28 protein-coding genes are annotated in these 25,045 nt (G+C 51.4%); 12 read left to right on the forward strand and 16 right to left on the reverse strand.

Translation table 11 applies throughout. The features are described 5' to 3' along the window. Window positions 1-174: integrase core domain-containing protein (locus tag PsAD37_RS14070; RefSeq protein WP_153039754.1), on the forward strand; the 174-nt coding region annotated here is incomplete at its 5' end. 133 nt (window positions 175-307) lie between these two features. Then, a complete protein-coding gene (locus tag PsAD37_RS14075; RefSeq protein WP_063296690.1) occupies window positions 308-1,966 on the forward strand; it encodes a hypothetical protein in 1,659 nt (552 codons plus the stop codon). Here PsAD37_RS14075 and PsAD37_RS14080 read toward each other — a convergent pair. Beyond that, window positions 1,944-2,537 (reverse strand): TetR/AcrR family transcriptional regulator, encoded by a 594-nt coding sequence (locus PsAD37_RS14080; RefSeq protein ID WP_057460857.1) that lies wholly within the window; start codon window positions 2,535-2,537, stop codon window positions 1,944-1,946. The genes PsAD37_RS14075 and PsAD37_RS14080 overlap by 23 nt on opposite strands. Window positions 2,538-2,705: 168 nt before the next feature. On the opposite strand from PsAD37_RS14080, the gene PsAD37_RS14085 reads away from it, so the two are divergent. The 4 genes from PsAD37_RS14085 to PsAD37_RS14100 all read left to right on the forward strand — a co-directional run bounded on the left by PsAD37_RS14085 (window position 2,706) and on the right by PsAD37_RS14100 (window position 4,849). Continuing rightward, window positions 2,706-3,068 (forward strand): hypothetical protein, encoded by a 363-nt coding sequence (locus PsAD37_RS14085; protein ID WP_063287485.1) that lies wholly within the window; start codon window positions 2,706-2,708, stop codon window positions 3,066-3,068. Next, on the forward strand, window positions 3,065-3,970 hold the full coding sequence (locus tag PsAD37_RS14090; protein ID WP_063296691.1) for a phytanoyl-CoA dioxygenase family protein: 906 nt from the start codon (window positions 3,065-3,067) through the stop codon (window positions 3,968-3,970). Before PsAD37_RS14085 ends, PsAD37_RS14090 begins: the two co-directional genes overlap by 4 nt. A 4-nt stretch (window positions 3,971-3,974) precedes the next feature. Then, window positions 3,975-4,307 carry a DUF962 domain-containing protein gene (locus PsAD37_RS14095; RefSeq protein WP_063296692.1) on the forward strand — a complete coding sequence of 111 codons (333 nt, stop codon included), beginning with the start codon at window positions 3,975-3,977 and terminating at the stop codon, window positions 4,305-4,307. Window positions 4,308-4,474: 167 nt separating this feature from the next. Continuing rightward, window positions 4,475-4,849 (forward strand): hypothetical protein, encoded by a 375-nt coding sequence (locus tag PsAD37_RS14100; protein ID WP_063296693.1) that lies wholly within the window; start codon window positions 4,475-4,477, stop codon window positions 4,847-4,849. A gap of 88 nt (window positions 4,850-4,937) precedes the next feature. Here PsAD37_RS14100 and PsAD37_RS14105 read toward each other — a convergent pair whose 3' ends face one another. Beyond that, window positions 4,938-6,446, reverse strand: coding sequence for a malonyl-CoA synthase (locus tag PsAD37_RS14105; protein WP_063296694.1), 1,509 nt, complete (start codon window positions 6,444-6,446; stop codon window positions 4,938-4,940). A 203-nt stretch (window positions 6,447-6,649) separates the two neighbouring features. Between PsAD37_RS14105 and PsAD37_RS14110 the strand changes: the two genes are divergently transcribed. Then, entirely contained in the window at window positions 6,650-7,390 is a 741-nt protein-coding gene (locus PsAD37_RS14110) for a trans-aconitate 2-methyltransferase (protein WP_063296695.1), read from the forward strand. A gap of 2 nt (window positions 7,391-7,392) precedes the next feature. On the opposite strand, the gene PsAD37_RS14115 is transcribed toward PsAD37_RS14110, so the two are convergent. From PsAD37_RS14115 to PsAD37_RS14130, 4 genes are all read right to left on the reverse strand, one after another. After that, the gene (locus PsAD37_RS14115; RefSeq protein WP_063296696.1) at window positions 7,393-8,007 is read right to left on the reverse strand and encodes a LysE family translocator; all 615 of its coding nucleotides are present in this window, start codon (window positions 8,005-8,007) and stop codon (window positions 7,393-7,395) included. 84 nt (window positions 8,008-8,091) lie between these two features. After that, window positions 8,092-8,967 (reverse strand): RNA polymerase sigma factor SigJ, encoded by an 876-nt coding sequence (gene sigJ, locus PsAD37_RS14120; RefSeq protein WP_208991873.1) that lies wholly within the window; start codon window positions 8,965-8,967, stop codon window positions 8,092-8,094. Continuing rightward, window positions 8,967-9,398, reverse strand: coding sequence for a carboxymuconolactone decarboxylase family protein (locus PsAD37_RS14125; protein WP_063296697.1), 432 nt, complete (start codon window positions 9,396-9,398; stop codon window positions 8,967-8,969). The genes sigJ and PsAD37_RS14125 overlap by 1 nt, the downstream gene beginning before the upstream one ends. Before the next feature lie 106 nt (window positions 9,399-9,504). Continuing rightward, on the reverse strand, window positions 9,505-10,008 hold the full coding sequence (locus PsAD37_RS14130) for a GNAT family N-acetyltransferase (RefSeq protein WP_084407799.1): 504 nt from the start codon (window positions 10,006-10,008) through the stop codon (window positions 9,505-9,507). 269 nt (window positions 10,009-10,277) lie between these two features. Here PsAD37_RS14130 and yghU point away from each other — a divergent pair, with 269 nt between their 5' ends. Further along, complete coding sequence (gene yghU / locus PsAD37_RS14135; RefSeq protein WP_063293552.1) at window positions 10,278-11,144, forward strand: glutathione-dependent disulfide-bond oxidoreductase; 867 nt, start codon at window positions 10,278-10,280, stop codon at window positions 11,142-11,144. A gap of 212 nt (window positions 11,145-11,356) precedes the next feature. Here the strand turns inward: yghU and PsAD37_RS14140 are convergent, their stop codons facing one another. Then, on the reverse strand, window positions 11,357-11,659 hold the full coding sequence (locus tag PsAD37_RS14140; protein ID WP_063296699.1) for a hypothetical protein: 303 nt from the start codon (window positions 11,657-11,659) through the stop codon (window positions 11,357-11,359). 746 nt (window positions 11,660-12,405) lie between these two features. On the opposite strand from PsAD37_RS14140, the gene PsAD37_RS14150 reads away from it, so the two are divergent. After that, complete coding sequence (locus PsAD37_RS14150) at window positions 12,406-13,941, forward strand: YjjI family glycine radical enzyme (protein ID WP_063296701.1); 1,536 nt, start codon at window positions 12,406-12,408, stop codon at window positions 13,939-13,941. Then, entirely contained in the window at window positions 13,913-14,779 is an 867-nt protein-coding gene (locus tag PsAD37_RS14155; RefSeq protein ID WP_063296702.1) for a YjjW family glycine radical enzyme activase, read from the forward strand. The genes PsAD37_RS14150 and PsAD37_RS14155 overlap by 29 nt, the downstream gene beginning before the upstream one ends. Here the strand turns inward: PsAD37_RS14155 and PsAD37_RS14160 are convergent. Further along, window positions 14,776-15,684, reverse strand: coding sequence for an AraC family transcriptional regulator (locus tag PsAD37_RS14160; RefSeq protein WP_153039755.1), 909 nt, complete (start codon window positions 15,682-15,684; stop codon window positions 14,776-14,778). The two genes, PsAD37_RS14155 and PsAD37_RS14160, sit on opposite strands and share 4 nt — an antisense overlap. Before the next feature lie 125 nt (window positions 15,685-15,809). Here PsAD37_RS14160 and PsAD37_RS14165 point away from each other — a divergent pair, with 125 nt between their 5' ends. Together PsAD37_RS14165 and PsAD37_RS14170 are read left to right on the forward strand one after the other, a co-directional pair. Continuing rightward, a complete protein-coding gene (locus PsAD37_RS14165) occupies window positions 15,810-16,637 on the forward strand; it encodes a cysteine hydrolase (RefSeq protein WP_063296704.1) in 828 nt (275 codons plus the stop codon). Between the two features lie 110 nt (window positions 16,638-16,747). Further along, on the forward strand, window positions 16,748-17,230 hold the full coding sequence (locus PsAD37_RS14170) for a hypothetical protein (protein ID WP_063296705.1): 483 nt from the start codon (window positions 16,748-16,750) through the stop codon (window positions 17,228-17,230). A gap of 37 nt (window positions 17,231-17,267) precedes the next feature. On the opposite strand, the gene PsAD37_RS14175 is transcribed toward PsAD37_RS14170, so the two are convergent. From PsAD37_RS14175 to PsAD37_RS14210, 8 genes are all read right to left on the reverse strand, one after another. After that, window positions 17,268-18,023 carry an SDR family oxidoreductase gene (locus PsAD37_RS14175; RefSeq protein ID WP_063296706.1) on the reverse strand — a complete coding sequence of 252 codons (756 nt, stop codon included), beginning with the start codon at window positions 18,021-18,023 and terminating at the stop codon, window positions 17,268-17,270. Between the two features lie 102 nt (window positions 18,024-18,125). Then, window positions 18,126-18,605, reverse strand: coding sequence for a type III secretion system chaperone (locus tag PsAD37_RS14180; RefSeq protein ID WP_063296707.1), 480 nt, complete (start codon window positions 18,603-18,605; stop codon window positions 18,126-18,128). A 165-nt stretch (window positions 18,606-18,770) separates the two neighbouring features. Further along, complete coding sequence (locus PsAD37_RS14185) at window positions 18,771-19,409, reverse strand: hypothetical protein (RefSeq protein WP_063296708.1); 639 nt, start codon at window positions 19,407-19,409, stop codon at window positions 18,771-18,773. Between the two features lie 96 nt (window positions 19,410-19,505). Further along, a complete protein-coding gene (locus PsAD37_RS14190; RefSeq protein ID WP_063296709.1) occupies window positions 19,506-20,348 on the reverse strand; it encodes an ABC transporter permease in 843 nt (280 codons plus the stop codon). After that, complete coding sequence (locus PsAD37_RS14195) at window positions 20,348-21,250, reverse strand: ABC transporter permease (protein ID WP_208991874.1); 903 nt, start codon at window positions 21,248-21,250, stop codon at window positions 20,348-20,350. Before PsAD37_RS14195 ends, PsAD37_RS14190 begins: the two co-directional genes overlap by 1 nt. A gap of 71 nt (window positions 21,251-21,321) precedes the next feature. Then, complete coding sequence (locus PsAD37_RS14200; RefSeq protein ID WP_063296710.1) at window positions 21,322-22,689, reverse strand: ABC transporter substrate-binding protein; 1,368 nt, start codon at window positions 22,687-22,689, stop codon at window positions 21,322-21,324. Window positions 22,690-22,720: 31 nt separating this feature from the next. Beyond that, entirely contained in the window at window positions 22,721-23,767 is a 1,047-nt protein-coding gene (locus tag PsAD37_RS14205; protein WP_063296711.1) for an ABC transporter ATP-binding protein, read from the reverse strand. A 376-nt stretch (window positions 23,768-24,143) separates the two neighbouring features. Continuing rightward, window positions 24,144-24,959 (reverse strand): hypothetical protein, encoded by an 816-nt coding sequence (locus tag PsAD37_RS14210; protein ID WP_208991875.1) that lies wholly within the window; start codon window positions 24,957-24,959, stop codon window positions 24,144-24,146. Window positions 24,960-25,045: the final 86 nt, after the last annotated feature.

The following is a 25,045-nucleotide window of genomic DNA, read 5'->3' on the forward strand; positions in this document are numbered from 1 at the left end:
ATGCGAGACGAATTGTTGAATGGTGAGACCTTTTACTCGTTGCGTGAAGCCCAAATAATCATCGAAAGGTGGAGGATACACTACAATACCAAACGCCCCCATAGTGCGCTGAACTTCCGCCCACCGGATCCTGAAGTAATCATTCCAGTAGACCAAAGGCCAGTCATGCACTAACTTTCAAACCGGACCACTCAAGTGGGGCTGATCAAACGACGCATTTCAGGTCATCTCCCTTAAGATTGCTCAGTATTTTGGTCTTATAGGTAAGCAAGAACCAAAAATATGTGCATTCGATTGGAGCATCTCGATGCCGAAGTCAGACCTCACCCCCGAGCAGGAAAAATGGACTGAGAAGGTCCTTAAGCACTTGAATTTAAAGAATGTGGATGAGGTGCAACTGGAGGAGATGCAGTCGGATACTACTGAACACAGCAATCGTCCCAATGAAGTGAATCCAGGACGGCCAGCAGCGCGGCGATCACGCGTGCTGGTTTCCAAAGACAGCCCGGCTGCACATCAGCAGCAGGCAGCGCAAGCGGCAGAACAGTTCAAGGCCGAGATCACTCAGCTCTCCAACAGGTATCAAACACTGGCCACGAACGCCCAGAAGCTGGATGCGCAGGCTCGCAAACAGCTCGTGACAAAAGAGCATATTGAAGCCTTCAAGGTGCAAGTCGAAAAGATCAGCAACACCTTCAAACAGTTTAACAAGAACTTTTCTGGCCAACAGCGGCCTGATGCCGGAACCATAAGCCTACTCAAAACATTGCTGGATAAAGTTCAGTATCATATCGGTGAAGGAAAGAAGGTTCTGCAGCAGGGATGCAAGCATGCGGATGCGATGATTGCCAAGGAGATGCCTGCTGTTGAGGCCTACCAAAACACCGTTGAAGACACTTACAAGCACCGCGATGAGTTAACGCAATGGGGCGTTGATACGGCTGACTTCGACAAGGCTCACCGCATCGCAAATCTGCCACTCCTGCGCATGCAAAAGGCGATTGCAGATCACAGCTATCCGGGCCTGAAGTTCATGTTGGGTAAGATTGCAGGCAAGAAGGAAGCCTTCGTCAAAGCCTATGATGACGCCAAGGAGCAGATTGATAGGAACCGGGAGGATGCACAACAGCGGTTGGACAAAACCCTTGCCGATGCCACCGCCTTAAACAAACGCTCATCAGAACTGGAACACACTCCCGATAAGCTTACACAGTTTACAGCTTCTTTTGAGAAGGTTGCTGCTGCGACGCCAAAAGGACAGCAGGCTTTAGGCCGTGATGATTATCAGGGTGCGACAGCCATTTTGCACGACAACGAAGGCGCCCTGTTTCAGATGCAACAACTATGGTTTAGCAATGCGAGTGCGGCAGATGACCAAACGGATGAGCCCATCGAAAAAGGAAAACCAATTCCAACGCACAAAAAGATACAAAACCTGCGCCGTGCATTGGAACAAGCCTATGAACGGCTTCCCTTCATCAAGGCCAGCTTGCCGAATGCCCATCAGTATGAAGCTGAATGCAAATCACTGAAGACATTGCTTACTTCAGCCCAATCAGATCTGATTTCTGGCAAGGTTGAAGATGCCGAAGAAAAGGTTCTGCCACTCCGGAAAATCCGCTTCCAGCTTTACAGCCTGACCCATAAGGCAAAAGAACAGGTTGAGTGGGTTGAAAGACAACTTGTTCAACTGCAAGGCGATGCCAAATCCTGGCTTGATCGCCACAAAGACCTTAAGCTCATAAGCCAGTCAGACGAAGACGCCAAACAAAGCTTTAATGCCTATGAAAAAGAAGCGGAGAACGTGAAAAGCCACTTCGATAACGCGGCAAGCCATATTGAAAACGGCAAAGCGATTCAGGCTCAAAAATCAGTCGATGAAGGCATGCACAGCCTTAAACGGCTGATTGCCCATGCTTCAGATATTGAACTGGATCCGCATTTTAAGGCTGCAACAGCTTTCTGATACTCTTCGCCAACGCTTGTTTCGTTTCCGCGCTGTCCGCATTGTCCGTCATCAGCCAGCGGGTCAGCAGCCTGTGCGCCATTCCCATAATCGCCTGCCCCAACAATTCGGCAGATGTCTCATCCCAGACTAAACCTTCGCTCTGGCCATGTGCTATTGTACGGGTGGTTTCATCATGCAATGCGACGTGTGTGAACTGGGTTTGCCCTAACCAATAAGCTTGCGGGATGTTCAGAAATACAATGCGCGCTATGCTTGGATTGGCGAAATAAAACTCGCACCAGATATCCAGGAAAACGAGGCATTTATCGACCGTGTTATCAGCAGCACGCGCTGCTTGCATCGCTTCTGCATAGAGGTTTTCGAGATCCCCTTTGATGCAGGCATAGAGCATCTCTTCTTTATTGCCAAAGTACTTGTAGACTGTTTGCGGACTCACCCGCGCCTGCTGGCAGATCTGCCGTATCCCCACATCCTGATACATCCCGGAGGAGAAAATCTCCAGAATGGTTCTGCGAAGTGTTTCAAGTGCTTCCGGCTTTATTGTTCTGCGGTCTACATCCACGGTCATTCCGATTGGCTCCCCCAATTTCCACCATTGTATCCGTTTTTTTAGTGTCTCCTAGCCGCCTTGTTTGAACATGTACCGAAAAACACTCCAGATTTGATCAAGATCAATTAACTTGACACACCAACAAAACTCGGTAACGCTGTGTCCATATATTCAAGAGGGAGAACTTTGGGGGAGTTTCAAACTTATCTGCCAATTTATGCAGTGGTTCTCGCCGTTATACTCATTGTCGGCGAAACACTCATTTTGATAAAAACCGATAAATATTGGCCGCTATCTATCGATGACTATCTTGCATGCGGCTTACTCATCTTTTCTGCTTTAATTTTTGAAAGCGCAGTGGGTGTCGCTCTTATGCTTTGTGCCTGGGCATTCATGTCTGGCAATCTTTACGCAATGCTGTTTACACGGCTCGACCCACAAACGGGAACACGCGAACGCATACCTGCTCTTTCAATTTTACTTGGCGCAGCCTCAATCGGTCTTGTTGCAACCTTCGCAACGCTCATTTCAAGGATGGTTTCAGCATGACACTGATAGATACCGCCAACTCAATAGATACAGGAACCTACCAGAAGGATGGCTTCCTGTGTCCAATCAAAGTGCTCGAAAAAGACGATCCCATCCGTATGCGCGCAGAACTTGAAGCTATTGAGAAGCTTCAGGGACATCCCATGGACAAAGCACAGTGCAACAAGTCGTACCTTCTGTATGACTGGGCAGATGAACTCGTCCATCATCCCGTTATTCTTGATGCAGTCGAGCAGCTGATCGGTCCGGATATCCTGTGTCTGATGACCAACCTGTTCACCAAGGAAGCAGGCAGCAAATCCTATGTTTCCATGCATCAGGACGCTGCTTACTGGGGGGTGGATGCCGATGATGTGGTCACCGCATGGGTCGCATTAAGTCCGGCCACGGCTCAATCAGGCGTCATGAAGGTGGAGCCGGGCAGTCACAAAACCATCCGCACGCAAGTCAACACCTACGCTAAAGACAACCTCCTCACCCGCGGACAGGAAATCCCGGAGGAAGAGCTGGAACCGGAAAACCAGATCTATATGGAACTGAAGCCCGGTGAAATGTCGCTACATCATTTCAAATTGGTGCATGGGTCTGATGCAAACACCACCAATGATCGCCGCATTGGCTTTGCAATCCGGTATGTGGCTGCAAAGAGCAATGTGAGTGCCGATAACCAATCCGCGCTCCTGGTGCGCGGGCAAAACCATACGAGCATCAGCATGGAGAAGCGCGCGAAGGACTTGAACCCAACACAGCGCTATCGCGAACACGCCCGCGCCATGCGCAATTTGGTCAGGTCTATGCTTCTTCCGGAAAAAGGGGCAGGATTGGGAGAACGCACAAGACTGTTCATCACGCGCCAAGCCGGCGTAATGCTAACGTACTATCGGCAAATCAAGGGGGGATAATGCAATGAGTGAAGCCAACAATAGCCATAACCACCAATTTGGCAGTTTCAAAGAATTCTATCCATTTTATCTGGCAGAACATGGGAATGTCGTCAGCCGCCGATTGCATTTTATTGGAACAGCGCTGGTGCTCACACTTCTCACTTACATCATCACGTTCGGTCTCTGGACTTTACTGCTCGCAGTTCCAGTCGTTGGCTACGGCTTTGCGTGGATTGGGCATTTCTTCTTTGAAAAGAACAAACCAGCCACGTTCAAGTTTCCATTCTACAGCCTGCTTGGTGACTTTGTGATGTTCTTCGATATTCTGCGCGGTAGGGTTTCTATTCTGAAATAGGGTGATCGAACTGACTTGCAAGGACGGGCAAGCAGGGCAGAATTTCGGAACAATAGAAGCGCAAAGATGTTCGAACGCTGAAGGTAAAGCCCACAGATCTTGGTGCTTGTATTGGTCATGGCAGCAACTCACAATGCTTATGTGACCAATACAAATCTGAGTGTCCCATGAAAAGCCTCAGCCTGGCAGTTTTACTTCTTATTGCCTCATCCAGCCTCACCTCCGCCGGGATGAACGCCAATCTTAACTCTGCCATTGCTAATATGTGCGAGAAACTAAAAACCTGCGCATTCCAGCAAATGGGCATCAACGCGTCTTCAAAACAAACCCCGACAGCAACCGCCATCAACAACAGCGTCAATCAGGCCTGTGCGCTGATCAAAGCAGATTTCACCAGTGCGGCGACAACGAACACCCAGAAAAGAAAGGCGATTGCCTGCGTATCCTCAGTCACAAAAAAGACTTGTAGCGAACTCAGCCAACCCAACGCCCCAAGCCCCTCAGCCTGCAAAGGTTTCCAAAGCTTCAAACGCGCAAAATAAGCAAGCCTAAGAGCCATTTACCGATTATCATAGAACTTACTCAGCAACCTTCGTTAAACATAGAACCCACCGCCGAGTATCCAACCACCTACACAGCTTCACCATACTTATCACGCAGGATGTTCTTTTGGACTTTGCCCATGGTGTTGCGGGGGAGTTCGTTGATGAGCAGGAGTTTTTGAAGGTGTTTGAAGCGGGCAAGGTGTTTTTTGACTGTGGCCATGATCTGCTCAAGATCAGGCGTCTCACCCTTTTCTGCAACGATTAGTCCGAGAGGCGCTTCACCAAAGTCAGCGTGGGGGATGCCGATCACAGCACTTTCATGAACACCGGGTTGTTCATCCAACAGGAGTTCGATCTCTTTTGGGTAGATGTTGTATCCACCTGAAATTATGAGATCTTTGTTACGTCCAACAATGTGGACGTAACCATCCGTATCCACCTTCCCCATATCACCGGTGATAAAGAAGCCGTCCGCACGCAGTTCCGCAGCTGTCTTCTCCGGCATCTGCCAGTAGCCTTTGAACACGTTACGGCCACGAACTTCAATGACGCCGATGCTGTCCTGGGACAGTTCAGCACCCGTCTCAGGATTGGTGATCTTGAGTTCAACGCCGGGAAGCGGAAAGCCAACAGTGCCTGCGCGTCGCTCTCCATCGTACGGGTTCGACGTGCTCATGTTGGTCTCAGTCATGCCGTAACGTTCCAAAATGCGGTGTCCTGTACGCTCTTCAAACTGGCGATGAGTTTCAGCTAGCAACGGTGCACTACCGGAGGTGAACAGGCGCATATGCTCTGTTAGCTCCTTGGTAAAACGTTCATCACCCAACAGCCGGGTGTAAAATGTTGGCACCCCCATCATGGAAGTGGCCTGCGGCAGAAACTGTACGATGGCATCCTGATTGAACTTTGGCAGGAAGATCATGGAGCCACCAACCGCAAGGATGACATTGGTTGCTACAAACAGACCATGCGTATGAAAGATCGGCAGCGCATGCAGCAGAACATCGTCTTTTGTGAAGCGCCAGTAATCAACCAGCACATCTGCATTGGACAGCAAATTGTCCTGTGTCAGCATCGCGCCTTTGGAGCGGCCTGTTGTGCCTGATGTGTAAAGAAACGCTGCCAGATCCTGCAGATCTCGTTCTACAGTCTCAAAAGCAGTTGGGTGAGTTTTGGCTTCTGCCATCAAAGACCCGGAACCGTCTCCATTCAAGGTTTTGAGGAGGACACCTAGCTGATCAGCTAAGGGCTGCAATGACTCTGCCTTTGCGCCATCACAGGCAAGAAGAGATGCTCCGCTATTGTCGAGAAAGTAAGAGAGTTCATCACTGGTGTAGGCCGTATTCAGAGGCAGGAAGATGAGGCCTGCCTGCACACAGGCGGCATAAAGCGCCAAAGCCTCCGGTGATTTTTTAACCTGTGCAGCAACACGATCGCCCGGGTTCAACCCATTTGCGACCAGCGTGTGCGCCAACTGTGCGGTTGTTGCCAAGAACTGGGCATAAGTAAGAGTAGTGCCATCTTGAAGGAACAGGAACGGCTCTGTTTTGGACGCGTGGATCCCAAACAAACGATCATAAAGCGGGTTTGCCATGGGACTGCCTTTCACTATTGCAACAGACGTTCACCCGCATCTCAATGTGAGCCTGCCGGGACTGATTCATCCAGACAAGACTAATGCGAACCCGAGGCTCTGAACAGCCACGTCTTCCTCGGTTTTAACGAGCAAAGCACGGAATTGTCCAAAAAGCTCTGACGTTCTATGCTGCAAGAATTGACCAAGGAAGCAATTTTCAAATGACTCATCGCACAATTTTTACTGATCCCGATCTGGCACAATTTTATGAGCTGACACCACGAGATCGCGCGGATCACACATATTGCAAAGTGCTTGCACGCGAGGCACGCTCTGTCCTCGACCTGGGGTGCGGTACGGGAGAGCTCACCGTTCAGCTGGCTGAGGGTCGCCGTGTGGTTGGTCTGGACCCGGCTGAAGCGATGCTGGAAATTGCACGCAAGCGCCCCAATGGAGAACAAGTTCGCTGGGTACAAGCGGATGCCCGTTCATTCGATCTGGGAGAGACGTTTGACCTGATCTGTCTGACCGGACATTCCTTTCAATTTTTCCTGACGGAAGAGGACCAGCTTGCAGCTCTTAAAATGATCGCAACGCATCTAAGCCCCAAAGGGCAGTTTATCTTTGATACCCGCAACCCAAGTTTTCCGGGCAAGAAGACGCGCCGCAAAGAGGAAACACTGAGCCGGACGCAACACCCTGCCCTCGGTGCAATTGAGAGCTGGAACATTTCAGAATATGACGAGACCACTCAAACGCTGAGTTTCATCAATGCTTACAGACAGCTTGAGACTGGTGAGATTTTCAACGCCCCTTCTGAGATTAAATACACGGCACAACACAAAGTCGACCAACTCCTCGAAGAAGCTGGCTTATGTGCTCAAACATGGCTGGGTGAATGGACAGGTGAACCTTACCACGCAACCTCACGCGAGATCATTCCCATAGGCAGAAGAGCCTGAAGCTATCGCTCAATACGCGCCAGAGCGAGACCAATGCCAGAACCAATGAAGAGCGTACCGGTGAGTTTATGTCGCAAATGACCTATGCTCTTGAAGAACGGTGTTACAAAACGAGCAAGAGCCGCCCAACACAGATCTCCACCTAGAATAACGAGAAGGTAGATCAACGCTGGCTGGGCAAGAGCGTAACTCGTGCATTGATCTCCAACGAACTGAGGTAGGAAAGCCGCGCTGAACACCAGCGTTTTCGGGTTGATCATCGCAAGCAACATGCCCTGCCAGAACAGCTTGCGCAAAGGGATGTTACTGGCTTCAGTGTTTTCCAACATATCCGCCCGCTCTCGCCAGGATTTGATGCCGAGATAGATCAGATAGGCCGCACCAATCCATTTCACCCACAGGAAGGTATCGGCAACGAGTGCCAGCAGGGCTGAAAATCCAAGCACCACAATGCTGAGCTGGATGGCAACGCCAAGTGTTGTTCCCAGTACCGTAGCGGCTCCAAAGCGGAAGCCATGGCTGATGGTATTGGCTGCGATGAGCGCAACGTTGGGGCCTGGAATAGCCACCAGAGCCGTCGTCGCAATCACAAGCGCTAATATCATATCAACAGACATGAGTTCCCCTCCCAAACATCAGCGGATAGTTTGGAAGGTTCTTTGTCGTATTACAAGCTATGCCTTTGATTGGACTGCAAGTGCCTAATGGAAGGCAGCGAGCTTGTCCGGGTTTCGCTGCGCATAAATCGCGTCGACTTTCATGTTATCATCATAGCCAAAGGTGAAAGTCGTCGTGATCCCGCTTCCGTCAACTGTGACGAGAGACAGGCAGGAGTTAAGTTCTTCAATCCAAGCTTTGCCACTGTTCGCGGCTGGGGAGATCGCCTTTTCGATAAAGCCAAGCACTTGCTCCAGACCAACAAGTGGTTTTGGGACAGCATTGACCTTGCCGCCACCGTCGGAAATAAGCGCAACATCAGCCGCCAAAAGTTTAGAGAGTTCAGCTGTTTCTCCGGTTTCCAGTGCGCTTTGGAATACACTCACCATCGCCCGTTGTTTTTCTGGCGGAGCGACAAAGCGTTGAGATTTCTGCTGAATATTGGCCTTTGCCCTTGAGACCAGCTTGCGGCAACTGGCCGGAGTGACCTCCAATATATCTGCAACGTCTTCATAACTGGAGGAAAACACCTCGTGCAGCAAAAACGCAGCCCGCTCTTTTGGAGCAAGGCGTTCCATCACCAAAAGGAATGCCATTGTGAGGCTTTCGGAAAGCTCCACTCTGTCTTCCGGTGTGTCTTGTGTGGTGGTGTGAAGCGGCTCAGGCAACCACATACCAACGTAATTTTCGCGTTTTTTGCGTGCTGATTTGAGCTGATCGAGTGCTTTGCGGGTGCAAACCGTCGTCAGCCAGGCATCAGGGTTGGCAATGTCGTCTTGTGCGGCAGTTGACCAGCTGAGATAGGTTTCCTGCACCACATCTTCAGCTTCTGCTGTTGTGCCCAGCAAACGATAAGCCAGCCCCATCAACATGGGTCTGGCCTGTTCAAATACACGAAGTGATTTGTCTGAGTTCATCATCAATGGTTCGATATCGCAATCCGGTTCCAAAGGTTGATCATACCAACCATTACCGTCAGGGTGGAAATTTCCTGATCACTGTAGTGCTTTTTCAACTCCTGGCGAAGACGTGACAACTGATCTTCCTTGTTGAGTTCTGTCAGTGCTTCGGTCCATTCAAATGCCAGCTTCTCTTTTTCCGAGAAGTCATCGCAATGGCGCCAGATGATGAGGTGGTCCAGACGCTCGTTGGTTTCACCAGCTTTGCGAGCGTCGCGGGTATGCATCTTCACACAAAACCCGCAGCCGTTAATCTGGGATGCCCGCAGCAAAATAAGGTGATGCAGCTTTTCGTCAAACTCAGTCGCAGCAATAGTTGCTTCCACGCCCTGAAGGGCTGCCATGATCTGCGCACCGCTCTCGTAGTGATTGATGGTGGTGTGAACGTTCATCGTTATCTCCAGTGATTGTTTTGTTGCGTTCACTGGGTCGACGAGACAGCTCTCTCAGATGTGACGTGGTACCGATGAAAAACTAAAAACGCGCCCTCATCTTGGTTCAGGAGGCTGGATGACGATAGACAAGATCAACCGGATCATGGCGCGGTGCATTCGTGTCGATCTCAGCTCCCATTCGTTCAGCAAGAACACGAGACCGTTCGTTGTTCGGGTCGATATAGCTGACGAGTGTTCTTAAACCCAGCTCCTCAAAGGCCCATTTACGCATCCTCAATGCCGCTTCCAAAGCATAGCCATGCCCTTCAAAACCGTCATAAAGAAACCAGCCCAGTTCATGCTCCGGAAAAAGTGGCCCGTGATTAAGCCCCACCTGCCCAACAGTTTTGCCCGTGGTCTTATCGTCAATCATCAAAGCACCGTGACCAAACAAGACCCAATGGGCGATATCATGACTGAAGATACCCCAGGTCACATGCTTGGGTGTCGGGCCGCCCATAAACTGCGAACGCTCGGACTTCATCAACTGCTCATAAGCAGGCCAATCTTCAATTGTCATCGGCCTTAAGCGTAATCTTTCCGTTTCAAGTGTCGGTATCACAGTCATTTGATCAGTCCAGCAATGAAAAAAGGAATCTCTGAGCGTAATGTCAGCGGCGAACATTATTCCGGCAGATGCTTTGTAAAAAGCAATTTTTAGTCTGGCGCACAGGGAACTTTCAATATCGACTAAGCACTCAGGAGTGACATCCAAGATCTTGTTTTTGATTGCACACTTGATTTTGTTAAGGATTCACCCATCTGTTGAAATGAAAAAGGCAGCCCGAAAAACTGCTCGTTCCCATTTGCACATAATCAATACGGAGCCACAATTTTATGAGTGATAAACAAGAATATACCCCACCAAAGGTTTGGGTGTGGGAACAGGAAAACGGCGGCCAGTTCGCGAACATCAACCGTCCTATTGCTGGTTCAACCCATGACAAAGACCTGCAGGTGGGCAAGCATCCGCTGCAGCTTTACTCGCTGGCAACGCCAAATGGTGTGAAAGTCACCATTATGCTGGAAGAGCTTCTGGCAGCAGGTTTCAGCGAAGCAGAGTATGACGCATGGTTGATCAAGATTGGTGAAGGCGACCAGTTCTCCAGCGGTTTTGTTGGCGCAAACCCTAACTCCAAAATCCCGGCACTGGTTGATCACAGCACCGAAACACCAACCCGTGTATTCGAATCTGGTTCTATTCTGCTCTATCTGGCAGAAAAGTTCGGCGCCTTCCTTCCGAAAGATCCGGCAGCACGCACAGAAGCCATGAATTGGCTGTTCTGGCAAATGGGGTCTGCCCCATATCTGGGTGGTGGTTTCGGTCACTTCTACGCTTATGCGCCAGAGAAGTTTGAATACCCGATCAACCGTTTTGCCATGGAAGCAAAACGCCAGCTCGACGTTTTGGACCGCAATCTGGCCGAGCGCCGCTTTATGGCTGGTGATGAGTACTCCATCGCAGACATCGCGATCTTCCCTTGGTACGGCGCGCTGGTGCTTGGTTCGCTCTACAGCGCAGCCGAGTTCCTCTCCGTTGACGATTACAAAAACGTCAAGCGTTGGGCAGAAGAAATCGCAGAGCGCCCTGCCGTGAAACGTGGCAAACGCGTAAACCGCACATGGGGTGATGAGGACCAGCAAGTCCCAGAACGCCACGACGCAAGCGACCTGGACCCAAAGCCAGCCTCTGAAACCGCATAATACGCGCTATCAGAACGTAAAAATACAAAACCCGGCTTCGATGAGGCCGGGTTTTGCTGCTAGGCATATTGACCTGAAAATATCAGGTCGAACCCATAATTTGAGAAATTATGAATCGCGCATATTTTCAGTGTGTTCCAAGCGTTCTCTTTCTCGTATCTCAGATACTGTCTAAACACCATTAATCGAACACTATACTGAGAAAAGCTTGATTAGTAGTCTCGAATTTGGATCTTTGACTTTTGAGGTTCTCCGCCAATTTCATGGTCTCGAAGCAGTGCTTTAGCTATGATCAGATTAGCAGTTGAGTTGGCTGGCCCGGTAAGAATTTCAATGTTTTTGAATGCCTCTTCCTTCAAACCAACATCAATATAATCACCATCAACCTTTAAAGTTTGCTGTGGTTTCTGAGTGACCAAGCTACCAGCTGGAATACGGAACCTCACCTCTTGTTCAAATGCCCAGTCAGCATGTTTCTTTAGCCCGACTTTATGAAACTCATCACTCTTCAGCACAGTATAATGGACGTGACGGAGATCATCAGGTTGGTAATTTATGTCATCAGGACCATAAAGTATGGCTTTTTGATATTTAGGTCCGTAGTGGATGGGTGCCGCAGTTTCAAAGTTTTTCTTTATATGTGGCCCACGTAGTATGTCCGTTATAACACGCTGCTTAATCTGCTTTTTTTTGTCCGTCTACTTCAATTTCATGATTTGGTAGCTTTGTAGGATGGGTCGTAAACATATCTTCCGGTAGACCAATCCGCACACCATCTAGCCCTGCATAAAGCTTCCACATTGGGATTGAATCTTTTGATCTTCGTATCCAGCAAGAAACGAATATTTGCTCATTCATTTCCTGATTAAGCGGGCAGCCGTCACGAGGATCATTGACTTTGGATAGCTTATTGAACCGTATGGCTTTGGTTTTCAAAATTAGTGCGAGCGTCTGGACAGATGTGTAGTGATAAAGCAAGTCTTAAAACCTTTGCTCGGAGATTTTGAGGGTAAAGTAACTTAGCATGATGACATTCGCGACAAAAAACTGAAAAGCTATCCGATTGCTTCTACGACAAGCAAAGACCAGCCATGCAATATCGCATCACTGGAAATCGCACTCTCCAACTCGAGTGCTTTTCCATAAGAAGCTCCAGCCCTGTGCACCATCCTTCTTTTCCAATCGGAAATTGCGGTAGTTCAATTCCTCGCCTGTCTCCCGGGTTTAAGATTTGTTCCAAAGAGCAAAAAGGAACGAACCCATGTCGGAGCTTCTCAAACGGTTTAAGGGCATTACGGAAGACCCAGGCCTCTCCTTTACGCAAAAGGCGCGTTATCTCTCGCTGGAGGCAGAAAACTCTCTGCCCTACCCTGAGCTTGATGAGGAAACCGCCAAGGCGCTGGAAGAGCGTGTTATCTGCGACATGTATGAGGGGCATGTGCCGTTCAAACCGCGCTATGTGATGCCCGACTATTCTGTGGTTCTGGAAAAGGGGAGTGCCTTCCTTGAGTTGGAACCGGCAACCACCTTGGATGAAGCTATCAACTCCCTGATGATTGCTTATCATCACGTGCCGTCTGTCACCAACATGCCGGTGTTCATTGGTCGCCTCGACAATCTGTTGCTGCCGTATTGCGATGAGGTCAGCGATGAAGATCTTTACAAGAAGCTGAAGCTGTTCTGGCGCTATCTAGACCGTGTCCTGCCGGATGCCTTCATGCATGCCAATGTGGGGCCAACCGATAACCGTGTTGCTCGCACCATCATGCGCATTGATGCAGAGCTGAAGCAGATTGCACCGAACCTGACCTTCATCTGGGACCCTGATGTCAGCTCTGATGCGATCTTCTCACAGGCTTGCGAAAGCATCATTGAATGCTCCAAACCGCACATCGCCAACAATCCGCTGCATCAGCCTCTGTTTGATGACTACGGCTATGGTGTCGCCAGTTGTTACAACGTGCTGCCTCTATGCGGCGGTGCTTCCACTCTGACCCGCATCAACCTGCGTGAAGTGGCACGGCGATCCAAAGATACGGCAGACTTCTTCGAGAACGTTCTGCCGAAATACATTGACCTCAACTTCCGTCTGACAGAAGCTCGAATTGACCATCTCTTCAACAAGTCTGGCTTCTTTGAAAGCTTCCTTGTGAAGGAAGACTGGATCAGCCGAGACCGCTTCACGGCCATGTATGGCATCTTTGCCATGGCGCAGTGCGTGGATGAGTTGCAGGCCAAGGAAGGCCGCGCTGGCAAGTACGGACACGATGAGACCGCCAACCAGCTTGGTCACCGCATCTCCAAAGTGCTGTATGAGGTTGTTGAAATGCGTCCAATGGAAAACTGTTGGCGCGGCAAGGCTATGCTGCATTCACAAGCAGGCCTCAGCGATGATGATGGCTGTACGCCAGGTGTTCGTATCCCTTACGGCAGTGAACCCGATCCAGTCACGCACGTTCAGGCGTTGGCAGAGCACCATGCGTTCTATCCATCTGGTGTCTCGGAGATCCTGACACTGGATGAAACCATCGAGAACAATCCAGCCGCGCTGGAGCAGCTCGTGAAAGGTGCTTTCCAACTGGGCTTCCGAGAGTTTTCCGCCAACGTCTCCAACAATGATCTGGTGCGCATCACCGGTTACATGGTGCGCTTGTCAGACATTGCGAAGTTCAAGGAGTGTGGTGGGTCTCGCATCAACACAACTGTGCTGGGTGCAGAAGCTGCTGAGACTGGTAAAATACTGGAGCGTGCACCTCGGGTGATGAGCCATGAACTTGCCCCTCGCTACAGTCAGTAAGGTTTTAAAGTTCTCTTGTGTGGATGGGCCGGGCAACCGGCTTGTCCTGTTTCTGCAAGGCTGCAACTTCGCTTGCCCGACCTGCCACAACCCGCACACCATGAAGCTGTGCAACGATTGCGGCGATTGCGTGCCAGAGTGCCCAACCGGTTCTTTGACTATCGTGCAGGGCAAAGTGGTGCACGATGCGAGCATCTGCGACCAATGCGATAAGTGTCTGGACGTCTGCCCCATCAACGCCAACCCTAAGGTGACTCAGTACAGTGTTGATGATGTTCTGGCGCTGCTTTACCAGAACAAACCGTTCCTGAATGGCATTACAATTTCAGGTGGGGAAGCTACGACGCAGCTGAAGTTCATCATCGCTTTGTTCACAGCGATCAAAACGGATGAAAAGCTGAAGGATCTCACCTGCTTCATCGATAGCAACGGCTACCTGCCCGAAGCTGCATGGAAGACCGTTCTGCCCGTGACCGACGGTGTGATGCTGGACATCAAAGCCTTCAACAACACCTTGCACCACCTACTCACCACCCGCAGCAATCAACGCGTTCTGGCCACCGCTAAGCTGCTCTTTGAGGCAGGCAAGCTGCATGAACTGCGCTATCTGCTCATCCCGGGCCGCACAGACAGCGATGAGGAAATCGAAGACCTCGCTAACTTCGTTCGTGCACTGGATACGGATACGCCCCTGCGCCTCAACGCCTTCCAACACCACGGCGTCAAAGGCGAAGCCCTCACCTGGCCCACTATGAAAGAACCAGACGTGGAACGCATCGCGGCAGAGTTGAGGTCAGCAGGGCTGACAAACGTGGTGGTGCCAGCGGTTTACATTTAGCCCTTCCGCTCCATACGGAACTTCTGCGGTGAAACGCCTATGGCGGCTTCGAAGGCGCGGGAGAAGGCGCTGCGGCTGCGGAAGCCGATGAGGTGGGAGACGCGCTCAATTGGGTGGTCTGTTTCCAGCAGCATAGTGGCTGCACGGCGCATGCGCACGTCTCGCAGAAGTTCCATCGGGCCACTGCCGTACGCTTCCTGAAAGCGTTTGGCGAAGCCGCTGCGGCTCATGCCCGCGAGGGAGGCGAGGCTCTCGACGGAATGCGGTTCACCCGGCGCATCAAGGAGGTGCCTGAGCACTGGCCACATGCGCGGATCACGAAGCGCTGCCATCCATTCCAACCCACCGTGCTGGTCGTTGAAGCGGCGGCGGATGAGTTCGATCATGCATTGCATCAGCAGCGCACGCACCATGGCGAGGCTTCCGGGCGCAGGGTTGGCAAGCTCCAACAGCAATCGCCGGATTGGCGCTTCGCAGGCATCTTCTCCAGCCTGGTTCTCAACAATTGGTTCTTGCACCAGATCAATCAAGTTCTCCATCTGCCGCAGGCTAAGCGAGATACGGGAGCAGATGGCGATAAGCTGGCCCTTGTCCTGCTTGTCACTGTTATGGATCAGGTGTGCCATGTTCAACTTGTCTGGGTTGCAACTGGGGATTGGATCGTGAACCCGTCCAAAGCTCCGCAAGACGTGCTTTTTGAGCGCAGGCACAAGGATCAGTGAGCCTTTGCTGACCGGAATGGCAGGACGCCCGGGCAACACAAGCTCCCCTTCCCCGGCCAGCACATAGTGCAGCGTCGCCAAAGGGTCTTTGTCCAGATCAAGATCGCAAGCGCCATTGAGTTCACACAAAGCAAACGGGTGCGCCTGTATCTCCATTTCATCGAGAATAAAATGAATATCCATGCCTGTACCTATACGGCACCAATCGATGAAATGATACATATAAGGACGAAGAGGTACCAATTTTAGACCATAAGGCACATAGCCTGATCCATCTTCTCATCACCAAACAAGAGAAGGAACAGACGATGTGTAATGATCATGATCACAAGAAACCACTCAGCCGCCGCGATGCTCTGCGCGGCGGTCTGATCGCTGCAGCAGCTGTTGGCGGCGCAGCAATTGCGGGTACAGCACATGCCAAGGCGCAGGATAAAGTGAAGGATCCATATGCTCCACCAGCAAAGTCCGTTCTGCCTCCAAGCAATATGAAGCTGGATCTGAGCCGTGCCGCTCTTGTGGTAACAGATCCGCAGAATGACTTCTTGTCTCCTGATGGTGTAACCTGGGGCGTGGTGGGCGAAAGCGTGACCCGCAACAACACTGTCAGCAACATTGAGCGTCTGTTCAAAGCCGCGAAAGCAGCAGATATCACCGTGGCTGTTTCTCCTCACTACTACTATCCAACCGATCACGGCTGGAAGTTTGAAGGTGCACTCGAAAAGCTGATGCATAACATCGGCATGTTCGACCGCAAAGGTGCGCTCAACGTTGACGGTTTTGAAGGCTCCGGTGCAGACTGGCTGGACGTTTACAAGCCGTACATCAACGACGGCAAAACCATCGTCACCTCCCCGCACAAGGTTTACGGCAACGACACCAACGATTTGTCCCTTCAGCTGCGCAAACAGGGTGTTGATCAGGTTATTCTGGCGGGTATGTCTGCCAACCTGTGTACTGAGAGCCATATGCGCGAGCTGATCGAGCAGGGCTTTGAGGTAGCTGTGGTAAGCGATGGCACAGCTGCTGCAATTATTCCAGATGGTGACGGCTATCTGGCTGCGCTGACCAACTTCCGCTTCATCGCAAACGCGGTCTGGACAACAGACGAAGCTGTTAAGCTGCTTCAGGCTTAACCACCTAGCGCACCGCCTTACTACTTAAGGTGGTGCGTTTTTTATCTCTCCGTTTCGCTAACACCTCAATTTGAACTGCATGTGCAACCAGTTTCGGTTAGAGAAGAGCTATGGCTCAAAAGACGAGAATTGGCCGCCGTGTTGGTGGTTGGCTCTATCTGCATCGCTCTGGCGTAGAATTACTCCCAGCAGAGGAGGCTGAACGGCTGGCTCAGGTCGTTTCACAGCATCCGAACACCGCTTGGAATCTATGCAAGATCAGCAAGGACAAAGTCTCGCTGCTGCATTACGAGGACTTTGAGGCCTCCGGCTTTCCCGCTTTGCTCCATTCCATCACGATTGATCTTGCAACTCAGACAAGCAAGGCCATCGACTATTCCAAGCGCGAGAACCCGCCAATCCTGCATCGCAAAGAGTTGCTATTGCCGGAAGACGATCCCAACATCCCACAGTATGCTGCTCTAACGAAAGCAGCAGAAGAAGCCGGTCTGTTCGAAAAGCCCGCAGGCATTGGAACGCGCAAGGCATGGGCAAAACGCATTGCTGATGCTGGGTTAAGGCTGGAAGGTCACCATCTACTGGTAAGCAAGTAAAAGGGAGGCAGCGCCTCCCTTTTGAGTTCGCAAAGCTTTAAATCAGCCGGATTGAGACACCGCCATCAGCGGTCATCGCGCTTCCCGTCACGAAACTAGACCGATCCGAGAGCAGAAACAGTGCGGCTTGGGCGATCTCTTTCGGGCTTGCCATGCGCTTGAGTGGATGCAAGCCAGAGATGAAGGCATGCCCCTCTGGATCATCACCCGCCATTGCTGTCTTGGTTCCACCGGGGAGCAGCGCGTTGACCCGTATGCCATCTGGTCCATGGTCTGCAGCCAGCGATTTCACCAACCCAACCAGCCCAGCCTTGCTGGCAGCGTAAGCCCCCATGCCCGGCATGCCGCTGTTGCAGTGCCCTACAAAGGAGGATGTGAACACAATCGCTCCCTTTGTGCGTTTCTTCAAAGCCGGAATCTGTGTTTTGGCCGCGTAAAATGCGCTGGTGAGATTGGTATGCAGCACATTTTCCCAGTTGGTACTGTCCATCTCTGGGACCGGCTCCATATTCCCCACAGTGCCGGCGTTGTTGAAGGCCCCATGCAGCACGCCGTAGGTGTTGAGCGCATGCTCCACCAGTGCGGAGGCATAGGCCTCTTCAGTCACATCCCCTGCAAGATAAGTCGCTGAGCTTCCTTGTTTCGTGATTTTGTCTGCAAGTGTTGCCAGCTCTGCTTCGCGTCTGGCCCCAAGCACCACATTTGCGCCTTCAGCAGCAAACAACTCGGCTGCTGCAGCGCCAATTCCGCTGCTCGCACCCGTGATGATGATCGTTTGTCCGTGTAGTTCCATGTTTTCCTCCACCGGTTGACTGGAGGCACTATTGGCGGCAATGCGGACAAAACCCACCCGATTTGCGAGATCCCAGATTTATCAGAAGCTCGCAGTGATCGCTTAAGGCATCAGATACTGCATTTGAGAGTTCAGGCTATCAACTGGCATGTTCTGCGCAGGAACAGGCTCATCAGAAGGGAACTTTGCCAATTCCACCAGCTCATGTACCCAGAAACTGGTGTACTTCACGAACAGTTTGACGACTTCTGCAAACTCTTCAGCTGAAAGTTTGTCGACCTGAATAGCTTGGGTCAAAAGCACTTCGGAGCTGCGCTGGTTGATTGATAGCGCTGCGTGCCCCGTTCCCATGCCGTTGTAGTTGGCTTCCAGAAGATGCAGGTAAAGCGACTTCGGGACGTTGTTCAAACTTGCCAAACGGCTGTTGAGCCGAACCACGTTTGCTTTGAAGTCCAGAACCTGAAAAAACACCTCAATCTCACCATCAACAGTCAAAGAGCACATATTCTCTGAGTCTAGTTTCAGGTCAGGCAATCCTATCGTCTCACCAAACTGCCTGAGTGTGTTTTCTACCATTTCCATTAGACGCCCCTTGATGTGTAAGTGGTCTGCTGGCCCTACCCGCAGACTGCGCAATACCCGGCACTTCCAAAGCCTTTACGAAAAAGGCTGCAAAATGCCATGCCTGCAAAATGTGAGAGGGTGCCCCAGCAATCTGCGCTGCCTTTCCTCTCACGTATGATCAGATTACAGAGTGAGTTCTGTCTTAACGCCCCTCAGCGCAGATGGAATTTCACTCATGATGTCATCGATAAAGTGGATTTCTGAACTCAGATCCCCGACGGACATGAGGCCGCCTTTCACAAGCCCTTCAAAGACATGAAGAGCGCGCTCTGCATGGGCAGAATGACCGCGTACCAGCCGATCACCATCACCTTTGAAATCATGCAGGCGAATTGCATCGCGCTCTTGTGTCGAAAATTGAGAGGCCGCATTTTGCAGTTGTTTTGAAACAAACCCACGTGGGTTGTTGGGTTCCAGCTTTTCTGCAGCATGGTGCAACTTCGTAAAGCTTTGATAAGCCTCAGCTAGTCTGCCATCTTTCAAATTAGAGAAAACGGCGGAAACAGCCGAACTTGCAGCTTCTTGGCGGCGGTCTACCGCTGCATCTGCATCGGTTTGGCTCCACACAATCTGCTTGGTTGCCATGCCCTCAAAAAATTCTGAAATCTTGCTCGTGGTGCTGTTCGAGCCTTCGCTAATATGCGTTTCGTTGGATTTAGAAACAGTGTGACCACCCAGCTCTGCCGCCTGTAGAGCTGCCGGTGCATTCACTTCCAGCGGGGCATGGTACGAGGACGCTCCGCCAACTGAAATACCCGTCATAATCTAATGCCTAAAGTTCTTCCCATGGCTTCAACCTAACCAACAGCCCTCACTTCAGGTGTGTTGAACGAGACAGTTCTCCAATTATTTAAGGGATTACTCAGCTAGCGGATAACTGCGAATAAAGCGGTCTGTGAAGATCAGTAGGATGATACCCGGAACCGAAGCGATGAGAGCAATGCCAGCTCCTGTTGCATCCAGTGCACCGCCAGATATTTTTGCGAACAGCAGCGTTGGCAGAGTGATGATTTGCCCCTGCCCAATGAAAAACGTGAGCAGAAACAAGTTGGTTGAGACCAGGAAGGTGAACAAACAGCCTGCAATCACGCCAGGCAGGATCATCGGCAAGGTCACGCGGAAGAAGATCTGTCGTCGATTGGCACCAAGAACGCGTGCATGATCCTCTGCTTCCGTTCCATGCCCCTGATAAACCGCCGTCAGCATGCGCACCATGTAGGGAATGGTGGGGATCAGATGCACCACAATAACGCCTGCATAAGTGCCGGAAAGTCCGAGCGCGATAAAGATCATCAGCAGAGCAATACCAATCGCAGCTTCAGGGATCAGAAGCGGCAGGGCGATCAAAAACTCAAGCTGATTTTTGCCACGGAAGTTGCGCTGTGCCAGCACGCGCGCCGCAGGTAAGCAAATGAGCAGGCATAACAGCGTCACAGCAATGCCGATACCAAGCGTGTTGATCGTGGCTTCTGCTACGCGAGAACTTGGCGAGAACACATAGTCCCATGCCAATGGAAACGGAGATCTCTCCCGTTGCTCATGCCACCAGACGGTTGGTAGAATATTCGGCCATGCCCAACGGAAGGCCAAAGATTGGATGATCAGTGGCGCAAACGGTGCAATGGTGAAAGTCGCCATGGCCAACACGAGCAGGCGTTGCCATGGGCTGATGGACTTGATGTCCCGGGGGCTGGAGATCATCACACACGCCCCCTTGCCCGTTCATATCTGCGGTAACCCAACAGATATGCTGCGAGGAAGATGCCTGAGACCAATGCCAGTGAAACAACAACAGCCATGCCCTGCAACTGGAACGCATAGTTGGCATCCTGAAAATACCGCCAAGCCAGCACAGGCAGGGTATCCGGATACCCCCCACCCAGAATAAGCGGCGCTTCAAAAGCACCGATGTTGAACGCAAAGCAAATCAGCGAGGCAGAGACAATGCCCGGCATGATTTGTGGAAGCGTGACACGCCAGAAGATCTGTCTGGAATTGGCACCCAGCACCATAGCTGCTTCAACCGTATCTTCGCCTTTCCGAGCCAATACGGCAGATAGTGTCAGCGTCATAAACGGCACCTGCTTCCAAACATAAACAGCGATAATCCCGCAGCCCCAATGGGTTTTGAGGATCTGGACAAACTGTGCCGGATCATCAATCAGCCCAAGACCTGCAGAGATGCGCGAGAGCAGTCCGCCGTTACCCAGCATTACCAATGCCAGTGCAATGCCAACGGTATACGGCACCATCAGCGGCAAGCGGATGAGTGCCGCAAAAGTGCGGGAGGCTCTGAACTTCTTGGACAGAGCGATGCTGAGCGGAATTGAAATGACAAAGCCAATCAGCGTTGCAGCGAACCCGTAATAGAGCGTCAGACCCAGTGAAGCCCAAAAATCGGAGGAGAACCAGAGGCGTTCAAAATACCGGGTTGTCGGAAACTCATTGATACCAAACCACGGCGCATAGCCGAAGCTTTGCAGGATGCCCAGCACAACAGCTCCGCCAAACAGCCCCAGCAAAACCACAAGCAAAGGCATCACCTCCGCAACATCACGCAGATTCTGCATGAGCGCTAGAGATGCGGTCCTGTTGGTTTTCACGGGAAGTGCCTTTGGCATCAGTTTTCGTTTCATAAAAGGCGGATGGCAGAAAGCCGCCATCCGCAAAAGTGTTAGTTGTTCAGTTCACCAGAGACCTGCGCAACGATATCTGCCAAAGGCTTGTCTTCCTTGCGTTCAATGACAGCCAGCCAGGTGGCTTCGATCACATCAACAAGGCTTGCGTTGGTGTCTGGTGCGATGTTGTCATCCAGCTGCTGCTGGGTCACGCCGTAATGTGGAGGTGCGGAAGCTGCAACTTCTGCCGTTTCTTCCTCACTCAGGCGCCACAGATCCAAACCAACAGGCATGCCTGCGGTTTTCAGTTTGGAAGCCTGCGCTTCTGCCGAGGAGAAGTAGTTGATTGCAACAAGAGCGGCTGCCGGGTGCGGACTGTTCAGCGGCAGAGCAAGGTAGTTCTTGTTCTTGATCATGTTCCCAGCCGGGAAGATCATTTCCTCCGCCTGTTCTGGGTACGCGCCGGTGATCAGGCCGTTATGATTGCCAAACGCACCAAATTTACAATTGAAGTGCACTTCGGAGTTGAGGAAGAGATTGTCCAACTCTCCAGAATTTTCAGCATAACGTGGTTTGCCGGAAGCACCGCCTAAAAGCAGTGGTTCAATGCTCTTCAGGTACTCAATACCCGGCTTCATCAGGCGCGCCAGCTCTTCTCCGCCCAGCTCTTCAAAGCTCTGCTGGTATGGAGCTGCACCAGTCCCATCCGGGTTGTGCGCATAAAGGACCGATTGAACGAAGGTGTTGCCCAGATAATGCGGAGGTTTCACGTAAGTGAACTTGCCCGGATTGGCTTCTAAATAGGTCTTCAACTGCGCAAAGGTGACTGGTGTATTTTCTGCAGAGACATGAGCGCGGTTGACGGAGCATACATACTGCTCACCAGACCACGGCATCTCCTGAAACCCAGTTTCAACGCCAAAATCACGCAGGTTGAGAAGTGAACGCGGATCGCTTTCATCCCACTCAAAGTTCACTGAGTTCGGCAGGCGGTTGGCAAAAGCCCCCCACAGCGCATTCTGCTGCTTGAGAGAGTAGAAGTTTTCGCCATTGACCCAGACCAGATCCACACTGCCCTGTTCTTCGCCGCGGCCTGCTGCCAGCTCAGCAATCACCACATCAACCGTGTCTTTGGTTGCCGTAATCCGCACAGGGTTCAGCTTCAACCCTTCGGCGGCCAATGCTGGTGTTGCCACCTGATCAACCCACAGGTTGATGATGTCGGACCCGCCCCAGTAGTAAAAGTTGACGGTGCCTTCATCACGCGCTTTGGCGGTGACATCTTCCCACCCCAGATTGCCCTTCAGAAACTCACTGCGGAACATGCCCGGAGCGTCTTCTGCCTGCACAGCGCTGCTCCAGCTGACAACAGCGAGCGTGCTTGCAAGTAGCATCTGTTTGGTGCGTGACTTTGTGTTCTTCATAAATTGCCCCCAACCGGTTCTTCAGCCGCTTTTACTGCAGCAGCCAAATTTGCTCTGGCGGTAAGGTCACGGTGACCGCATCGCCTGTTTTTCTTTTGATTGTAGATGCTTCCTCAACGGTCAGAGATCCCTCTCCCACCTGAAGCGTGTAGCGCATCATCGCGCCAAGAAACTCTGCTCGTGTGATTGTGCCGGAGAACTCATTTTTCTGCGGTGCTTCGCGGCACTCTTCAATCTGTATGCTTTCAAACCGCAGCATAGCCTTTGATGGCTGTTTAGTGCCAAAGCCTGATCCAGCTCCCAGCATGAGCTGGCCATAAGGGCTCTCGATATGCCCATCAGATGTTGGTGTGCATGCAAAGATATTGGAATGCCCCATAAAACGGGCAGTCTGTTCATTAGCTGGACGCTGATAGATCTCATCGGGTGCTGCAAGATGCGCTATTTTACCGTCAAACATCACCGCAATCCGGTCCGCCAGATCCATCGCCTCAATCTGGTCATGGGTCACCAGCAGCGTCGTCATGCCGTACTCATCATGCAGATCGCGGATAAACTGGCGCATCTCAGTACGCAGCAGCGTATCAAGGCTCGCCATTGGCTCATCCAGCAACAGCACTTCAGGCTTAGTCACCAACGTACGCGCAATCGCAACGCGCTGCATTTGTCCACCGGACAACTGAGCAGGAAAGCGCTTAGCAAACGCCGAGAGACGGACGATCTCCAGCATCTCGCCCACCTGCCGCATCTGCTCATCTGCTGAAAGGCCGCGCACAGACAGACCAAACGCCACGTTCTGTTCAACCGTCATATGTGGGAACAGGCCGAAGCGCTGAGAAACAAGGCCGACTTTTCGCTTCTGAACAGGCAGAGTGGTCACATCCCGCCCATTGAACCAGATGGAGCCGGAGGTCGGCTGCTCCAAACCACAGACCATACGCAGGCTCGTGGTTTTGCCGCAACCAGACGGGCCCAGCAGCACCAGAAACTCGCCGCACGCCACATCAAGATCAATGGCATCAACCGCTGGTGCTCCTGAGAACACTTTTGAGAGGTTTTTCAGCTGAACCTGCGTCACACGGCGCCTCTTCACTCATCTTGATCAGGACGTTTGCGTCCAACTGTTATTATTGTTGCTTTCAAGCTGCAGCGAAACCTGCGCAATGGCACAAGCCTACCCCATTTATCGGAGTAGGTCAGGTTTCTCCTGTCAGTTGAGTGATTTGCACACTATGCCAGTGCGTTACTGACGGTACAGTAAAACCGGCGTGAGTTTAACGTTATGAGGGCTGCCATACAGGATATCAGCGCCTTGCCGTCATCCAAAGTTGCTCATCTCACTCGGAATTGCAGTCAGCGAGCACGCTGACTACCGCAGCTGCTCCTACTCAACTCTTTGTAGGGACGCTGGAATTTACAAGATTGACGGTTTGAAGGTTGCACTAAGATTCTACTCAGGCATCAGCCTTTGCGAAGGCAAACCAGAACTGTTCTGCCACCGGTTTCGTCTGTGAATAGATTTTTCGGAACGGCGCAGGAAAGTTTGCTTTAGCAAAAGCAATGTCTCCTTCCAGAAAATGCTTGCGATAAATCCCCTCAACATCTTTGGAAAGCACCACTGCTCGTTTGCCCTGCTTGCAATAATCAAGCGCACTTTTGAGCAACACCCCCCGAAGCCCTGCATCCTCAATCGTAGAAAGCTGCGGAATGATTGATAGTCCCAGTTCATTTAGACCCGAGTTCGCCCAGTGACTGAGATCATCCGGTTCCAGCAGCTTTTTCTCGTAAAACTTATTTATCAAATCAACATACTCGGCCGGATGCTTCTCCATCGCCTCCTGAGGCAGGTACGTGACAGAAATCCGCTCTAGTTGCTGTGCAACACTTTGCCATGCAAACGAGGGAGTGACTGCCTTATTTGCAAATTCATGAAAGGTTTTGGGAGTGCCTTGCCACGACAGGCAATGGAGAAAGAACGAGACCAGGAAGTCGGTACGGTTTCGCACGGTGACCAGCGTGTTAACTTGCACACCTCGTCGCTGCAGTTCTTTCACGAGCTGAGAGTAACGTTTGACGTTGGGATAGAACTGTTTATGGACGAACGCCTTACCCATGAGCCTTTCGTGAGAAATTCTATAAGTGTCTGTCTCTGGCTTAGTAATTGCTTCCTGAAAAAGGTCCGCTAGTTCCTCTGCTTTGGGCTTGATCATACGGTTTTCATAGAGTCGCATAAATGAGCTTGCTTTAAAGCTTGTGCGATCATCAAACAAATCAGGGTGTTTGGAGTAGAGCTGCTTTTGCAGGGCAGTTGTACCGGTTTTATGCGCACCGATATGGATCAGAACCTTCTTCATCA

The organism is Pseudovibrio sp. Ad37 (assembly GCF_001623075.1).
Lineage (GTDB): Bacteria > Pseudomonadota > Alphaproteobacteria > Rhizobiales > Stappiaceae > Pseudovibrio.

Bases quoted from the DNA above. Each gene is read 5' to 3' on its own strand.
- PsAD37_RS14075 (WP_063296690.1), top strand. From the start codon at position 308: ATGCCGAAGTCAGACCTCACCCCCGAGCAGGAAAAATGGACTGAGAAG.
- PsAD37_RS14080 (WP_057460857.1), bottom strand. From the start codon at position 2,537: ATGACCGTGGATGTAGACCGCAGAACAATAAAGCCGGAAGCACTTGAA.
- PsAD37_RS14090 (WP_063296691.1), top strand. From the start codon at position 3,065: ATGACACTGATAGATACCGCCAACTCAATAGATACAGGAACCTACCAG.
- PsAD37_RS14095 (WP_063296692.1), top strand. From the start codon at position 3,975: ATGAGTGAAGCCAACAATAGCCATAACCACCAATTTGGCAGTTTCAAA.
- PsAD37_RS14100 (WP_063296693.1), top strand. From the start codon at position 4,475: ATGAAAAGCCTCAGCCTGGCAGTTTTACTTCTTATTGCCTCATCCAGC.
- PsAD37_RS14105 (WP_063296694.1), bottom strand. From the start codon at position 6,446: ATGGCAAACCCGCTTTATGATCGTTTGTTTGGGATCCACGCGTCCAAA.
- PsAD37_RS14110 (WP_063296695.1), top strand. From the start codon at position 6,650: ATGACTCATCGCACAATTTTTACTGATCCCGATCTGGCACAATTTTAT.
- PsAD37_RS14115 (WP_063296696.1), bottom strand. From the start codon at position 8,007: ATGTCTGTTGATATGATATTAGCGCTTGTGATTGCGACGACGGCTCTG.
- sigJ (WP_208991873.1), bottom strand. From the start codon at position 8,967: ATGATGAACTCAGACAAATCACTTCGTGTATTTGAACAGGCCAGACCC.
- PsAD37_RS14125 (WP_063296697.1), bottom strand. From the start codon at position 9,398: ATGAACGTTCACACCACCATCAATCACTACGAGAGCGGTGCGCAGATC.
- PsAD37_RS14130 (WP_084407799.1), bottom strand. From the start codon at position 10,008: ATGACTGTGATACCGACACTTGAAACGGAAAGATTACGCTTAAGGCCG.
- yghU (WP_063293552.1), top strand. From the start codon at position 10,278: ATGAGTGATAAACAAGAATATACCCCACCAAAGGTTTGGGTGTGGGAA.
- PsAD37_RS14150 (WP_063296701.1), top strand. From the start codon at position 12,406: ATGTCGGAGCTTCTCAAACGGTTTAAGGGCATTACGGAAGACCCAGGC.
- PsAD37_RS14155 (WP_063296702.1), top strand. From the start codon at position 13,913: ATGAACTTGCCCCTCGCTACAGTCAGTAAGGTTTTAAAGTTCTCTTGT.
- PsAD37_RS14160 (WP_153039755.1), bottom strand. From the start codon at position 15,684: ATGGATATTCATTTTATTCTCGATGAAATGGAGATACAGGCGCACCCG.
- PsAD37_RS14165 (WP_063296704.1), top strand. From the start codon at position 15,810: ATGTGTAATGATCATGATCACAAGAAACCACTCAGCCGCCGCGATGCT.
- PsAD37_RS14170 (WP_063296705.1), top strand. From the start codon at position 16,748: ATGGCTCAAAAGACGAGAATTGGCCGCCGTGTTGGTGGTTGGCTCTAT.
- PsAD37_RS14175 (WP_063296706.1), bottom strand. From the start codon at position 18,023: ATGGAACTACACGGACAAACGATCATCATCACGGGTGCGAGCAGCGGA.
- PsAD37_RS14180 (WP_063296707.1), bottom strand. From the start codon at position 18,605: ATGGAAATGGTAGAAAACACACTCAGGCAGTTTGGTGAGACGATAGGA.
- PsAD37_RS14185 (WP_063296708.1), bottom strand. From the start codon at position 19,409: ATGACGGGTATTTCAGTTGGCGGAGCGTCCTCGTACCATGCCCCGCTG.
- PsAD37_RS14190 (WP_063296709.1), bottom strand. From the start codon at position 20,348: ATGATCTCCAGCCCCCGGGACATCAAGTCCATCAGCCCATGGCAACGC.
- PsAD37_RS14200 (WP_063296710.1), bottom strand. From the start codon at position 22,689: ATGAAGAACACAAAGTCACGCACCAAACAGATGCTACTTGCAAGCACG.